This window comes from Mogibacterium neglectum (assembly GCF_030644205.1).
Classification (GTDB): domain Bacteria; phylum Bacillota; class Clostridia; order Peptostreptococcales; family Anaerovoracaceae; genus Mogibacterium; species Mogibacterium neglectum.
Map to the genome: position 1 here is coordinate 125,474 of NZ_CP128647.1, position 15,237 is coordinate 140,710.

General features: G+C 43.2%; 12 protein-coding genes. 11 read left to right on the top strand and 1 reads right to left on the bottom strand.

Annotated elements, in window-relative coordinates:
* Positions 1-106: 106 nt before the first annotated feature.
* The 11 genes from QU661_RS00575 (at position 107) to QU661_RS00625 (ending at position 13,165) form a co-directional block, all read left to right on the top strand.
* A complete protein-coding gene (locus QU661_RS00575) occupies positions 107-760 on the top strand; it encodes a SanA/YdcF family protein (RefSeq protein WP_304989841.1) in 654 nt (217 codons plus the stop codon).
* Between the two features lie 291 nt (positions 761-1,051).
* Entirely contained in the window at positions 1,052-1,594 is a 543-nt protein-coding gene (locus QU661_RS00580; protein ID WP_304989842.1) for a glutathione peroxidase, read from the top strand.
* 260 nt (positions 1,595-1,854) lie between these two features.
* The gene (locus QU661_RS00585) at positions 1,855-3,213 is read left to right on the top strand and encodes an MATE family efflux transporter (RefSeq protein WP_304989843.1); all 1,359 of its coding nucleotides are present in this window, start codon (positions 1,855-1,857) and stop codon (positions 3,211-3,213) included.
* Between the two features lie 94 nt (positions 3,214-3,307).
* On the top strand, positions 3,308-3,904 hold the full coding sequence (locus tag QU661_RS00590) for a 5-formyltetrahydrofolate cyclo-ligase (RefSeq protein ID WP_304989844.1): 597 nt from the start codon (positions 3,308-3,310) through the stop codon (positions 3,902-3,904).
* A 67-nt stretch (positions 3,905-3,971) separates the two neighbouring features.
* The gene (gene trpS, locus QU661_RS00595; RefSeq protein WP_304989845.1) at positions 3,972-5,048 is read left to right on the top strand and encodes a tryptophan--tRNA ligase; all 1,077 of its coding nucleotides are present in this window, start codon (positions 3,972-3,974) and stop codon (positions 5,046-5,048) included.
* A 302-nt stretch (positions 5,049-5,350) separates the two neighbouring features.
* Entirely contained in the window at positions 5,351-6,187 is an 837-nt protein-coding gene (locus QU661_RS00600; RefSeq protein WP_304989846.1) for a 4Fe-4S binding protein, read from the top strand.
* Between the two features lie 240 nt (positions 6,188-6,427).
* Complete coding sequence (locus tag QU661_RS00605) at positions 6,428-7,813, top strand: beta/alpha barrel domain-containing protein (protein WP_304989847.1); 1,386 nt, start codon at positions 6,428-6,430, stop codon at positions 7,811-7,813.
* A 10-nt stretch (positions 7,814-7,823) separates the two neighbouring features.
* A complete protein-coding gene (locus tag QU661_RS00610) occupies positions 7,824-9,746 on the top strand; it encodes an aconitate hydratase (protein ID WP_304989848.1) in 1,923 nt (640 codons plus the stop codon).
* Between the two features lie 152 nt (positions 9,747-9,898).
* Positions 9,899-11,104 (top strand): isocitrate/isopropylmalate family dehydrogenase, encoded by a 1,206-nt coding sequence (locus QU661_RS00615; RefSeq protein WP_304989849.1) that lies wholly within the window; start codon positions 9,899-9,901, stop codon positions 11,102-11,104.
* Complete coding sequence (locus tag QU661_RS00620; RefSeq protein ID WP_304989850.1) at positions 11,104-12,045, top strand: AEC family transporter; 942 nt, start codon at positions 11,104-11,106, stop codon at positions 12,043-12,045. Before QU661_RS00615 ends, QU661_RS00620 begins: the two co-directional genes overlap by 1 nt.
* 343 nt (positions 12,046-12,388) lie before the next feature.
* Entirely contained in the window at positions 12,389-13,165 is a 777-nt protein-coding gene (locus tag QU661_RS00625) for a basic amino acid ABC transporter substrate-binding protein (protein WP_304989851.1), read from the top strand.
* A gap of 101 nt (positions 13,166-13,266) precedes the next feature.
* On the opposite strand, the gene QU661_RS00630 is transcribed toward QU661_RS00625, so the two are convergent.
* Entirely contained in the window at positions 13,267-15,030 is a 1,764-nt protein-coding gene (locus QU661_RS00630; protein ID WP_304989852.1) for an LPXTG cell wall anchor domain-containing protein, read from the bottom strand.
* Between the last annotated feature and the right edge of the window lie 207 nt (positions 15,031-15,237).

Genomic DNA, 15,237 nt, shown 5'->3' on the forward strand with positions numbered 1-15,237 from the left:
ACCTCCGTTCAGATGAACACGTGTAGGGCCCGGTTTTCATTTGTTTTTGATTTATATACACGTTACTTCCTTGCATATATCACCTATGAGGGATATTATTATACCTATGCTTAAGGTTATTAAATGGATATTTAAGTTAATATTGATAGCTGTAGTCATAATCGTGGGAATCAACCTGTTCGTTAAGTTAGAAGGTGAGCGAAGTCTTCGCAGCTTAGATCAGCTTCGCGGGCAATCGTACGAATGCATCATCGTGCTGGGCGCAGGTGTGTACGGCAATGGTGAGCCTACTAAGATTCTTAAGGACAGACTTGATCGTGGGATAGAGTTATATAATGCAGGGGTGGCACCGAAGCTGCTGTTGTCTGGGGATAACGGCAAGACCAATTACGACGAGGTGAAGGTCATGAAGAATTACTGCTTGAAACACGGTGTTCCAGCGCAAGACATATTCCTCGACCACGCAGGTTTTTCTACGTATGAATCGATGTATCGCGCAAGGGATATATTCGGTGTAAAGTCAGCAGTAGTGGTTACACAGCATTATCACGAGGGTAGATCGCTGTATACAGCAAAGCGGCTTGGCATCAAAGCTGTAGGGGTAAGTGCGGCCGAGAAGCAGTATGATGGAGATGAGGCTCGTGCAATTAGGGAGTTCCTATCTAGAGAGAAAGCTTTTGTGCAGTGCCTTGTTAAACCAGAACCGACGTTCCTCGGAGACAAGATAGATATTACAGGCGATGGGCAGGTAAGCTGGTAAATTGATACTGGTCAAAAAATAAAAGATGAATTTAGTGAATTTTGCGCTGGGGTAGAAACTCTGGCGCCTTTTTATATACGTGAGGAGGACTCCTTAAAATGCATACAAGTATTTATATAAGTGCATCATGAATTGTTGACAAAATAATTTAGCGCAATATAATTGTGCATGTAAGTGGAGTCTAAAAAAGGGAATTAGACTAGAAGATTAACGTAGTAACGAGAATGCCACGTGAAAATGACATGTGAATTTTAAAGGGCTTTTCATAGGTCATAACAGGAGGTAATGGATATGGGATTTTATGATTATTCAGTTTCAGCTACAGACGGAAGCGAAGTATCGATGAAAGATTACGAGGGGAAGGTTGTCCTCGTTGTCAATACAGCAACAGGTTGCGGCTTCACGCCTCAGTACGAACCGATTGAAGAGATGTATGAGAAGTACCACGACAAGGGATTTGAAGTGCTAGATATTCCTTGCAACCAGTTTGCGGGGCAGGCTCCTGGGACTGACGAAGAGATACATGATTTCTGCACTCTGCAGTACAACACGAAGTTCCCTCAGATGAAGAAGTCTGATGTGAACGGTGAGAATCAGCTAGCACTATATAAATTTCTCAAGGAAGAGAAGGGCTTTGAAGGCTTTGGTAAAGGCCTCAAGGCGACAGGACTTTCGCTAGTGGTTAAGAAGATGGATAAGGATTATAAGAATAATCCTGATATCAAGTGGAATTTCACCAAATTCGTAGTTGATAGAAACGGCGATGTAGTTGAGAGATTTGAACCTACTGCGAAGATGGAGGAAGTGGAGAAGTGCGTAGCTTCTCTCATTTAAATCAGTTGTTCCAAGCCTACGGGCTGTAACATCCTTAATAATAAATATACTGCAAAGGAGAAAGCGTGGCTGATGCTACGTTTTTTCCTTTGCGGCAATATGATAGACGAAGCAGTAATTTTAAAGAATAACCAAGTCTTGTGTACTATTTTGCGTTTCTGCACTAGAATGTTTTGCTCTCAAAATGGTATAATAAATCGTAGATTGAATGGATACCCGTTCAGTCGTTTTTGTTTATTGTGATAAGAAAAGGGGAGACAATGAGCACAGCTGCTGAGATAAAAGAGAATAAGCTAGGTATAGCGCCGATACCGTCACTGATTATAAAATTATCGATTCCGCTCATGGTTTCTATGTTTGTACTATCGCTCTATAACATAGTGGATAGCATATTTGTCGCTCAGATTAATGAGAATGCTCTTACAGCCATCTCCCTATGCTTTCCAATTCAATCCATGATGATTGCCTTCGGCGTAGGTACGGCTGTAGGTATGAGTGCTCTGATGTCAAGGTACCTCGGAGCAAGGGAGTTCGATAAGGTAAATGCTACGGCACAAAATGGAATATTCCTGAGTTTCGTAACATATGCGCTGTTCGTAGTAATAGGGCTTTTCGCAAGACCTTTTATAGAGATGCAGACAAATGATCCTGAGATAATCGAGTATGGCGTAACGTACCTCAGAATCGTATGCTGGCTATCGGTCATGGTGTTCCTGCAGGTTACAATCGAGAGGTTGCTGCAGAGTACAGGCAGGACCATATACATATTTATCACTCAGAGTACCGGCGCTATTATTAATATCATCATGGATCCGATTCTTATCTTTGGATGGTTTGGCGCACCTAAGATGGGAATCTCTGGCGCTGCATATGCCACCGTTTTTGGACAGACCGTTGGTGCGCTGCTAGGCCTTTATTTTAATGTTAAGAAGAATAGGGAAGTCAAGCTGACATTTAAGGGTTTCAGACCTAGCTGGAATACAATAAGAGAAATATATGAAATCGGCGTCCCATCAATCATCATGCAGTCTGTAGGTTCATTAATGGTGTTCGGCCTCAACCAGATACTCGTAAAATTTACAACCACTGCGGTTGCTGCATTTGGAGCGTTCTTCAAGCTTCAGAGCTTCATCTTTATGCCAGTGTTCGGCATGAATAATGGCATAGTTCCGATTATCGCTTACAACTATGGCGCACAGAATCGCAAGAGACTAAATGAAGCCATGAGACTGGCTGCGATTTATGGCATAGTCATTATGACCGTGGGGCTGTTCATTTTCTGGGCAATCCCGCATGTGCTGCTCGGCTTCTTCGCAGCATCCCCAGAGCTGATGAGGATTGGAACTGTTGAGCTTAGAGTTATCTCGCTGGTATTTCCATTTGCAGGATACTCAATCATGCGAGGTGGAGTATTCCAGGCACTTGGCAAGAGCGTGTACAGCATGTACGTATCAATAGTGAGACAGCTAATCGTGCTACTGCCAGCGGCATACTTCCTGTCTAAGCTCGGTAACGTTGACTACGTGTGGTTCTCGTTTGTATTTGCAGAATTCTTTGGACTTAGCATGTCAATCATATATACTAGAAAGATAAAGAAGGATATACTAAGCCAGCTATAGGCGTATTTTGCATCTATCAAATGACCATATATATCTGTAACATATATATCCGTAAGACTTACGAAGTGCAGTAGCTGCACGATAAGGAGCGAATGTGGAAACTCATAGAGCACAAAACATACATGAGAATAAGAAGGCGCTTCGCGCAAGATGTAGAGAAATCGTAAAGGAGCTCTCACCTGAATATATCGAAGAAGCGAGCCATAAAATCGCTGATCTATTACTGGCAACTGATGCGTATAAGAATTCGAATACGATTTTTTGCTACATGTCGATGGGTGGCGAACCAGTGACGGATGAGATTATAGCGCGAGCTCTAGAGGATGGAAAGCGCGTTGGGATTCCGCTCTGCGTTGGACCACATGAGATGGTAGTCAAGGAATATAGGAGCGGTGATGAGCTAGCTAGAGGTGCGTTCGGGATCAGAGAGCCACTTGCTGAAGCTGCTGAAATTACTGCAGATGAGTTTGATCTAGCAATAGTCCCTTGCGTGGCATGCTCGAAGGACGGACGAAGAATCGGGCATGGCGCTGGTTACTATGATAGGTTTCTCAGCGTATCGGGATTTAACAAGATTGCGCTCTGCTTTGAGAAGCTACTTACAGACGATATTCCGCTAGAAGATACAGATGTGTATATGGATGGGGTTGCGACTGAGGATGCCATCTATGGTAGGCGATGGCGCGGCTAAACTCGAGACAAATTAATCAAAAGCAAGTTACACCATAGACATGAATATAGATATAAGGGGAAAAAATATGAACAAAAATAAAGTTGTACTAACCGGAGATAGACCGACCGGCAGACTGCATATAGGACACTATGTGGGATCACTTAGACAGAGACTTATCCTGCAGGAGGATTCGAGCATCGATAAGATGTTCGTTATGATTGCAGATGCGCAGGCGTTGACAGATAATGCAGATAATCCAGAAAAGGTGCGCGAGAGCGTGCTTCAGGTTGCGATGGATTACCTAGCAATCGGCATAGATCCAGCGCGCACAACCATCTTTATCCAGTCACAGATTCCAGCACTTCACGAGATGACTATGTATTACATGAATCTCGTTACAGTAGCTAGAGTTCAGCGTAATCCTACAGTCAAGAATGAGATTAAGATGCGTGGATTTGAGGCAAATCTGCCAGTAGGATTCTTTACATATCCTATCAGCCAGGCATCCGACATAACTGCATTCATGGGCACTATCGTACCAGTTGGCGAGGACCAAGAGCCAATGATTGAGCAGTGCCGCGAGATAGTGCGTAAATTCAATGCTACTTACGGTGAAGTTCTGGTTGAGCCAGAGATTTACCTGCCTGACAAAAAGGCTTGTCTCAGACTTCCAGGAACTGATGGCCAAGCTAAGATGAGCAAGTCGCTTGGCAATACCATCTATCTATCGGATAGCGAGCAGGAACTCAAGACTAAGGTTATGAGCATGTACACTGACCCTAACCACATCAAGGTTGAGGACCCTGGTCAGGTTGAGGGTAACACTGTGTTTACATATCTAGATGCGTTTGTACAGCCTGATTCGTTCGAGAAGTATCTACCTGAATATAAGGATTTAGATGAGCTCAAGGATCACTACAGAAGAGGAGGTCTCGGCGATGTTAAGGTTAAGAAGTTCCTTCTCAAGGTGCTAAATGAGTTCCTCGAGCCAATCAGAGAGAGAGGCGCTTATTATGAGGAGCACCCAGAGGTTGTTGTCGAGATGCTTCGTAAGGGTACAGAACTAGCTAATTCTGAAGCAGAAAAGACTCTTGATAAGATGAAGAAAGCGATGCAGATCGATTACTTCAATCAGTGGAACGAAGATTACAATCTTAAGTAGGCGAAGCTTACTAGTGAAAGCCTGAAACCAGCCTCTTAGGTAAGGTTAAGCATTTGCCTTGGAATCATATATTACGAGGCTGAAGAATTAAAAATCAGTTTCCAGAGAAATTGGGGAAATATGTGTGGCAGATTCGATGATTCGGGTCTGTCACTTTTATTTCCTACACTTCTTCATTTTATCTTCACAAAAATGCACATTACCGAGACACATTATTTTCTATTGCATGGTAAAATCTATGTAATGTTATGAAGGGATGTTCTCGAAGTGCTGTGAGCACTGCAAATGTGTGAGATTCAAAGATGATTAAGAACGTTGTAGGCATGTATTTTAGCCCATCGGGCGCGACAGCCAAGATAACCAAGAAGATTACAATTGAATTAACTGATAACATGCGTGATAGCTGCTTAGATGACCTCAGCTATTCTTTTTACGATATGCTGTGCTTAAGTGAGCGCCACGGAATCAATACATCGATTGACTGTACTGACGAGACTATCGTCGTGATGGGACTTCCTGTTATGTCTGGACGCATCCCAGAGATTTGTAAAGAGATGCTGTCTAAGGTAAATGGTAACGGAGCGTACCTGATTGCACTTGTGTCTTATGGAAATAACAGCTACGGTGATGCGCTATATGAGCTGTATACGTATGCGAACGAGAGAGGCTTTAACGTGATAAGTGCAGCAGCATTTATCGCACAGCACTCGATGTTCCCTAAGGTTGCAGAGAGTAGACCAGATGCGAACGATATCAAGAAGATGATTGAGTTCAGCAGGATCAGTGCTAAGAAGCTGAAACGTTTCGTGTGCACAGATATCTCGTCTATGAGAGGAAGACTCGCACCGCTCATAATTCCTGGCTCTATTCCAAAGCGCAAGCCTATGAAATTACCGATTCACCCTACAGCGAATTCTCTATGCATAAGCTGCGGAAAGTGTAAGGAAGTATGCCCAGTTGGGGCAATAAGCATTGATGATCTCAGGAAGTCTGATCCAAAGGAATGCATCTCGTGCACATCTTGCATAAAGGCGTGTCCTCAAGATGCGCGCGGGTTCTACGGTTCGCTCGCTAGGGCGACGAGGATTGCTAGAGAAAAGCTTCATTTTAAGAGAAAAGACCCTGAGTGGTTTATATAGACGGAAGAGGGACCGAGAGTCATGATTATATGTACCCTCATTACTGGACACCCAGTAATGAGGGTATTTTATATGGAAAATTCGTCATAGTTGGTGTGATTACTTGACATAGCAAATATTGCATATTAATATACATGTATACAATCTAGCACAGAGGTATAAATTATTATAACGAAGCTCGTAGATTAGCGGAGGCTAGACTTAAGGGTACGGGAAACTAAAATTTGCGAGGTATAACAGATGAGTGACATCAAGATCAATAAGAAATCAAACCTACTAGAACAGGATCCTTACAATTACCAACTTCAAGATGTTGAAGAACCTAACTTGATGCGTGAGTTTTTCGAGTACACCGAGATACCAAAGGTTTCCTTTAACTTTAGGAGAAATCCTCTCGGAATGCCTAAGGAGATATGGATAACCGACACGACATTCCGTGACGGGCAGCAATCTCGCGAACCATATACTGTTGAGCAGATTGTAGATATATATGAGATGATGTCGAGGCTATCAGGACCTAATGGCAAGATTAGACAGACGGAGTTTTTCGTATATAGCGATAGAGATAGGCGAGCTATCGAGAAGTGCAGAGAGCTGGGTCTTGAATTTCCAGAGATTACGACATGGATTAGAGCTAAGAAAGAAGATTTTAAGCTCGTGCACGACATCGGTGTTAAGGAGACTGGTATACTCGTTAGCTGTTCAGATTACCATATATTTACGAAGCTCGGTATGAATAGAAGGCAGGCGATGGAGCACTACCTATCGGTCATTTCCGATGCGTTTGAAGCTGGGGTTATGCCAAGGTGTCACCTTGAGGACATTACGAGGGCTGACTTCTATGGCTTTGTAGTCCCTTTTGTAAAGGCTATTCAGGACCTTGCAGAGCAGGCTAATATGCCTGTTAGAATTCGTGCATGCGATACGCTTGGATACGGAATTCCTTATGGAGGAGTTGCGATGCCTAGGTCAGTTCCTGGGATAATCTATGGACTTCAGCATTACGCAGGGGTACCGAGTGAGATGATCGAATGGCACGGGCATAACGATTTCTATAAGGCCGTTACTAATGCAGCGACCGCGTGGCTGTACGGAGCAGCGGCGGTAAATACTACGTTATTTGGCATAGGCGAGAGGACTGGAAATGTTCCTCTTGAGGCGATGGTCTTCGAGTATGCGCAGCTACGCGGTACACTGGACGGTATGGATACGACGGTTATCACTGAACTTGCCGAGTATTATGAGAAGAAAATCGGGTATCATTTGCCTGAGCAGACACCTTTCGTCGGCAAGAATTTCAATGTTACCAAAGCTGGAATTCACGCGGATGGGCTGCTTAAGAATGAGGAAATTTACAATATATTTGACACTAAGAAATTCCTCAATAGACCACCTCTCGTTTCAATCAACCAGAACAGCGGTGCGGCTGGAGTAGCTGTATGGCTCAATGAGAAATATCATCTAGAGGGCGATCGTAAGGTAGATAAGCACAGTGAAGTGGTTCGCTATATCAAGAGCTGGATTGATAATCAATATGATAACGGCAGGGTATCTGTTATCGGAGCAGATGAGATTGATGCGCTTGTAAATAAATTCGTAACTGGAGAGTCTGAAGGAAGCTGGTAGGGGGCATAAAATGGGATATACAATAGCTGAGAAAATTATTAAAGCTCACTTGGTTAGTGGTGAGATGAAGGTGGGTGAGGAGATTGGGCTCAGGATTGACCAGACTCTGACACAGGATGCGACTGGAACAATGGCATATCTGGAGTTTGAGGCGATGGGAATTCCGCAGGTCAAGACTGAGCGTTCCGTAGCATATATAGATCACAATACTCTGCAGTCTGGATTTGAGAATGCAGATGATCATAAATATATTCAGACCGTGGCTGCAAAGCACGGTGTGTACTTCTCGAGGCCTGGCAACGGCATCTGCCACCAGGTTCATTATGAGAGATTTGGCATTCCGGGCAAGACTCTGATTGGATCCGATTCGCACACTCCGACTGGCGGGGGGCTCGGAATGCTGGCGATGGGCGCTGGTGGCATGGATGTAGCCGTTGCCATGGGCGGCGGAGCTTACCACATCCCTATGCCTAGGATGATTTTCGTGGAACTGATAGGAGAGCTCCGCCCTAATGTGAGCGCCAAAGATATCATCTTGGAGGTTCTGCGCATGCTGTCTGTCAAGGGCGGCGTTGGCGCTATTGTCGAATACGGTGGCGAGGGTGTAGCGACGCTCAGCGTTCCTGAGCGTGCGACTATTACAAATATGGGCGCTGAGCTAGGAGCTACTACCTCGATTTTTCCTTCTGACGAGGTGACCAGGCAGTTCATGGCAGCTCAGGATAGGGAGGCTGACTGGTCTCCTCTAGCAAGCGATCCAGATGCTGAATATGCTGAGCGTTACTCTATCAATCTGTGCGAGCTTGAGCCTCTAGCAGCTTGCCCAAATAGTCCTGACAATGTAAAGCCTGTGAGGGAGCTCGCAGGAATTAAGGTTGATCAGGTTGCGATAGGCTCATGTACAAATTCTTCATTTGCAGATATGACTAAGACTGCATCGGTTTTAAAGGGACATAAGATTGCAGACAGTGTGAGTCTTGGAATATCGCCAGGATCAAGACAAGTGCTCTCCATGATGGCGGAGAGCGGTGCACTCACAGATATGATCGATGCGGGTGCTAGAATACTGGAGTGCGCATGTGGTCCATGTATAGGAATGGGATTCTCACCAAACTCAAAAGGTGTGAGCCTAAGAACATTTAACAGAAACTTCCTCGGTCGTTCGGGAACTAAGGACGGACAGGTGTATTTGGTAAGTCCTGAGACAGCTGCAGTGTCAGCGCTCACAGGCTATATCACAGATCCAACGACATTCCCTCCAATCGCACAGCCGCAGCAGCCAGATAGATTCCGCATCAATGATGACGGAATCATAGCACCACTGCCAGCAGCAGAAGCCGAGGCGGCAGAGGTGCTACGCGGCCCTAACATCAAACCATTCCCAGAGGCAAGTCCGCTGGATGACCATATAGAGGCCGAGGTCATCCTCAAGGTAGGTGATAATATCACCACTGATCACATCATGCCAGCAGGATCGAAAGTATTACCATATAGATCGAACGTGCCTAAAATATCTGAATTCTGTTTCAGCGTAGTGGATGAGACATTTGCAGCTAGAGCCAAGGCAGCAGGTAAAGGCTTTATAGTTGGCGGCTCGAACTATGGGCAGGGATCATCTAGAGAGCATGCAGCGCTTGCGCCGCTCTACCTCGGAATAAAGGCGGTTATAGCGAAGAGCTTTGCCAGAATCCATGCAGCAAATCTTGTAAATGCAGGGATATTACCATTAATATTCGAGAATCCAGATGACTATGATGAGGTAAAGCAGGGAGATATGCTCAGATTAGAAAATGTTAGAGCAGCTCTAGGAGATGACAGAATAATTCTGCATGCTGGAGATAAGAATATACCACTTCGTATGGAGCTGGCTGAGAGGCAGAAAGAAGTGCTACTAGCAGGAGGGCTTCTTGACTATGCGGCACTTGGTAACTAGATGAAGCAGTGAAGGGTACACACCTAAAAGCTAGTTAAGATTAGAAAATCGTGCTATTAATACCATAAATAGTGATTTTATAATTTCGGCTAATATTATTGAGACTGTGCTATCAGACTTGAATCGTACAGTTTGAAATTGGAGACAAGGAAATGGATAAAAAGATATATAGCTCAGAAATAGAGCGGGATATCGGAAGCGCTGTAGAGAATTTTGAAATCGTGCTGCGTGAGCAAGTGGCAAGGAATCAGCGCATGCGAGCTGAGAGAGAGGAGAAAGATGTAGCTAACAAAACTGGTGATCTAGCTCCTAACTCGAATAGAGACAAGGTAATAATCGGAACTGCTGCCGGCGACGGCATCGGCCCGATTATCATGGCCGAAGCGGAGAGAGTGCTGGAAGCAGTCCTCCGGGACAGACTTGCAAGCGGCTCCCTAGTCCTAAAGCCAATCGAAGGCTTCACCCTCGAAAACCGCCTCGCCGCAGGCAAGACAGTCCCGGACTCCGTCATGGCAGCGATGAACGAATGTGATGTTCTGCTCAAAGGACCAACAACAACACCGAACGCTGCCATGAATACAGCTAATATCGAGAGTGCTAATGTCTATCTGCGTAAATCATTTGATTTATTTGCCAATGTCAGACCAGTTGCAATTCCAGAAGAAGGAATCGACTGGACATTCTTCCGCGAGAACACGGAAGGAGAATATGCATTAGGCAGCAAGGGCGAATACATCACGGGAGAATTGGCGGTTGATTTCAAGGTGACGACAGACGAGGGCACAGAGAGAATCGCTCGCGCCGCATATGAATACGCGAGAGCTAACGGCAAGAAGCGAGTATCTATAGTGACTAAAGCCAATATCATGAAGAAGACTGATGGCAACTTCCTGAATATCTGCCGTGAAGTCGCAAAGGATTACCCGGAGATCGAGATGGATTCGTGGTTCATCGATATCATGGCTGCTAATCTAGTCAATAAGGAGATTAGAAACAACTTCCAAGTTTTTGTACTTCCTAACCTGTATGGTGATATAATTACTGACGAGGCAGCTCAGATTCAGGGTGGAGTCGGAACGGCTGGAAGTGCGAATATCGGCAGGAATTATGCGATATTTGAAGCTATACACGGCAGTGCTCCACGCATGATTGAAGATGGGCTGGGAGAATATGCCAATCCGTCGAGCCTGCTCAAGGCTGCAGTTATGATGCTGTCACATGTGGGTTATAGAGATGAGTCAAAGAGACTTGAAGAAGCGCTAGAATTAGCTGATAAGGAGCTTGGGCCACGCATGACAGGAATGGCAGGCGGTGCAACATGCCGCGAATACGCAGAATTAGTCATGTCGAGGTTATAATGATACAGAATTTCTGGATTTGTATAAATGCGGTAGTACCGCTGATGATATATCTGATAATCGGGATGCTCGTAAAGCGAGTAGGCCTTATAAATGACGACGAGGTGCACAGGTTCAATCGCCTCGTCTTTATTGTGCTCTTTCCGCCGATGATGTTCGAAAACCTCTATGGGGCGAAGTTAAGCACAGCTTTGAGCCCAAGACTTATAGTATTTGCACTTGTATTTCTTTTATCCTACATAGCACTTAGCATACCGGTAGTCCATAAGCTGGAGAAGAAATCAGAGACACGTGGAGCGATGATACAGGCGATGTATAGAAGCAACTTCGTACTTATGGGGCTTCCAATCGCTATTAATATATGCGGTGCAGGAAATGTATCCAAGACAGCGGTACTAGTCACTATAATCGTTCCTACATATAACATATTGGCGGTCGTAATACTTGAATATTACCGTGGTGGTCGTGCTAGCATCTCTAAAATGCTCCGCAAGATCGTCACTAACCCGATAATTCTCGGGGCTGTGGCAGCAGGCACAGCGATATCCCTCAATATAACAGTGCCGAAATCGATAGACAGGGTTGTCTATTCTCTATCTGAATGTACGACTCCGATGGCGATGATGCTACTAGGTGCCTCGTTCAATATCAAAAGTGTGAAGTCTGGCAAGCGGAACCTAAGTATATCAATAATTGCCAAGCTAATAGTACTCCCAGCAATTGGACTACCTATAGCGATGCTGCTCGGCTTCAGAGATGTAGAGTTCGTATCGCTAATAGTTATGATGGCAGCGCCTTGCTCAGTGTCATCATATACAATGGCAGAGTCTATGGGAAGCGATGGAGAGCTTGCAGGTAATGCAGTAATATTCACAACTGGTTTTTCTATATTAACCATATTCGGGTGGTTATTTCTGTTTAAGAATATGGGAATGTTCTAAAACCAGGATACATAGGCAACAAGCAACATGCGGGGCCTATGTATTAATTTTATGCATTATTGAATAAAAAAACGAAAATATGAAATAAAATTCAAAAAAGGCGTTGACAAAAGGAAGAAGAGAGAGTATATTCATACACAAGAACTATTAAAAATACACATATAAACAGCTTTATACACATCCGAAAAACTGATGCAATTCTCGGTAGTCAGAAAGAGCGACGATAGTATCAGCACAAACACGGATAAGTGAAAACCATAAATATGTGGATGTCAAATTAAAAGTAGCGGAATTTAGAGAAAGAATTTAGAGAAAACATTATTTAAAGGAAAGAGGAAACAAAATGAAAAAGACTATTGGAAAGGTTTTGGCACTTATGATGTGCCTGGTTATGGCGGGAGCACTTTCAGCATGTGGTAGTAAGGACAAGGTGTACAAGGTGTCAACTGAACCGACATACCCTCCATTTGACACAACGAATAAGAATGGTGACATCGTAGGATTTGATATGGATCTTATGAAGGCTATTGCGAAGGATCAGGGCTTCAAGGTTGAGTTTGAATCGCTCGAGTTCGACGCGCTAATTCCAGCTCTCAAGTCTGACAGCACAGATATAGTAATCGCAGGTATGAACGTAACACCTGAACGTGCTAAGCAGGTAGCTTTCTCTGATCCATATTACAAGACAGGAATCGTTTTACTTGTAAAGAAAGACAATACAAGCATAACAGGTTGGGACAACTTTACATCAGGAAGTGGGATCAAGGTGGCAGCGCAGACTGGTACTTCTCAGGCTGATATAGCAGCGCAGCTTAAGAAGGAAGGCAAAGTATCCAAATCAGTTATCCTAAACCAGAACACAACAGCGCTTCAGCAGCTTGGAAATGGTGACGTTGACGCAGTTCTTGTGGACAAGCCTGTTGCTGTAGATATCGTTGCTTCGCAGGGTGATAAGTACAAAATAGTAGGGGATATAAAGCCTGACAGCGTTGCTGATGTTGCGATTGCAGTTAAGACCGATAACAAGGAGCTTCTTAAGAAAATTAACAAGGGGTTAAAGCATCTCAAGGAAAACGGCACCTACGACAAACTCGCTAAGAAGTGGAAGATAGAGCAGTAGCAAATTTGACATTTTAGTGGTAGTGCCAAAACGAATGTTATAGAAAAAGAGTTGTGCATTAACGAATTATTATTCGCTAACGCACAACTCTAATACTGTGTCTATCTAGTTTTTCTTCTTTTGATAGAAGTTAAAGCAATTGTACCTCCTAATGCAACCAATATACCTACTGCATAGAGGGTTAGATTTGTTTCATCGCCTGTTCTAGGAGACTTCTTGCCTGTAATTTTACTCGGATTTTTTGTTTTATTATCAGTTACTTTAACTGTAAGCTGTATCGCTTTTTTATCTGCATTCGTATCATTTTCAAGAACGGAATCTCTTCCGGCTTCCGATTGAACCGCATCCCACCCTATAAATATCTTAGAGTAGTCTGAAGCATTCTCATACTTTATTCCGCCATATTGAGGATTTGTCAAAATCTCTTGTAAAGCAAACCCGTCAATGTATATATCGACAATAGTATCGCGTGCTTCAAATTCTCGCGATCCAAGTTCATATAATCTTCCCTCTTCATCATTTCCGAATGCAGTTGCTCGCTTTGACATCTCTTCGAGTTTATCAATTACGGGCTTATCCTTGGCCTTTTGTTCATCGCTTATATTTCTGCTCCAATACTTATATAATTTTGGAACTTTAGCGATATTATTTCCTAATAAATTAATCTCTCCATATAAAGAATATGCTTTTGCAGGTCTGTTTGCTGCCTTGTTGCCGTAATCCATGTCAGAATGACCGTCGTGCTGGTAATATCTGTTATAAAGCCTCTCCGTCATCATCTTAAAAGGTTCATCAGTAGGAAATTTAAAATTCTTTTCGTCAGAATAATTTTCGTAGAGAGTTTTATCATAAGGATCGTTATTAAGGTATCTGTCAATCACCTCTCTGTTATCAGCAACAAATTTATTGAATTCATCCCTTAGTGCCTTTACTTCATCAGCGAGCTTTTGAATATCTCCTACGGCTTTGGTAAGATTTTTTACCTGGTTTTGATACTCTTGGTATTCAGCAGGCATAACATTTTTAAACTTCTCTACTTTTGACGGATCTTTTAAATATTCGTTTCGTAAGGTTTTCATTCTTGGGTCATAATGAGCGGTAACAAGTCTTTCCATTTTATAATTCCCGGACAGTACTCCCTTTACTGTCAAAACATCTCCAGCTTTCACCTTCGTTTTGTCAAACTTAATCCCCGGAATAGTAATTTCTAACTGGCATCCGACCTTATTTAACGCATTATTTAGATCTCTGACAATATATGGTTTATTTTCTTTATTCGCTTTCTTAAGTGCCGGATCAACAAATTCCATCATCACTGTAACTTTTTGACCCTCTACCTTTACATCCGTAACTTCAAATATGTCTTTCGCATTTTTTAGTTTCACATTATCTTTGGTAAGTATTTTGCTGTAAATCATTCCGTCCGGAATAACAAATTCTGCCACGAACCGGCTGCTTACGCCTTCAAGCTTTGCGTAAGCACCAACTCCTGGGGTTATCATCCCCACTGCCTTTTTAATAACATCAACCTTCAAAGTTCCTGTAAAGTTCATAGTATCATTGATGTTTACAGACTTGATTTCCTTATGCTGCGTATCCGTACCCAGCAGAATATCTCCATCCAGTCGAGTGAGTTTCTCATACTCAGCCTTAACTTCCTCTTTATTTTTAAAGGAATTTTCTAAAAACATTAAAAGCACTTCTCTTAGGTCATACCAGCCTTCAGGGGTTTTACTTATAGGGTGTTTTCCGGCTCCCTGTAATGCCTGATTGTCATCAGCATGCACTACTACTGACGGTATTGCCGAAAAGACTAGAATTACACTTAATGTGATACTTAACACGTATCTTGCCAAATTCTTCATACGAAATGTCCTTTCTTTAAAAATACTAAATTAAATAAATATAAAATTATTACATTTATCATCACGCGTTTCGTTGATTATATATTTAGTAAGTATTTAAATCAATGTTGGGTATGTATTTTAAATATACATGGTAAATAATTATAGACACAAAATGCACAAAAAAGGGAGTCATACGAATGACAACCTCTTAGCTTTTTAGATATA

Bases quoted from the DNA above. Each gene is read 5' to 3' on its own strand.
- QU661_RS00610 (WP_304989848.1), top strand. From the start codon at position 7,824: ATGGGATATACAATAGCTGAGAAAATTATTAAAGCTCACTTGGTTAGT.
- QU661_RS00620 (WP_304989850.1), top strand. From the start codon at position 11,104: ATGATACAGAATTTCTGGATTTGTATAAATGCGGTAGTACCGCTGATG.
- trpS (WP_304989845.1), top strand. From the start codon at position 3,972: ATGAACAAAAATAAAGTTGTACTAACCGGAGATAGACCGACCGGCAGA.
- QU661_RS00615 (WP_304989849.1), top strand. From the start codon at position 9,899: ATGGATAAAAAGATATATAGCTCAGAAATAGAGCGGGATATCGGAAGC.
- QU661_RS00580 (WP_304989842.1), top strand. From the start codon at position 1,052: ATGGGATTTTATGATTATTCAGTTTCAGCTACAGACGGAAGCGAAGTA.
- QU661_RS00585 (WP_304989843.1), top strand. From the start codon at position 1,855: ATGAGCACAGCTGCTGAGATAAAAGAGAATAAGCTAGGTATAGCGCCG.
- QU661_RS00630 (WP_304989852.1), bottom strand. From the start codon at position 15,030: ATGAAGAATTTGGCAAGATACGTGTTAAGTATCACATTAAGTGTAATT.
- QU661_RS00600 (WP_304989846.1), top strand. From the start codon at position 5,351: ATGATTAAGAACGTTGTAGGCATGTATTTTAGCCCATCGGGCGCGACA.
- QU661_RS00625 (WP_304989851.1), top strand. From the start codon at position 12,389: ATGAAAAAGACTATTGGAAAGGTTTTGGCACTTATGATGTGCCTGGTT.
- QU661_RS00575 (WP_304989841.1), top strand. From the start codon at position 107: ATGCTTAAGGTTATTAAATGGATATTTAAGTTAATATTGATAGCTGTA.
- QU661_RS00605 (WP_304989847.1), top strand. From the start codon at position 6,428: ATGAGTGACATCAAGATCAATAAGAAATCAAACCTACTAGAACAGGAT.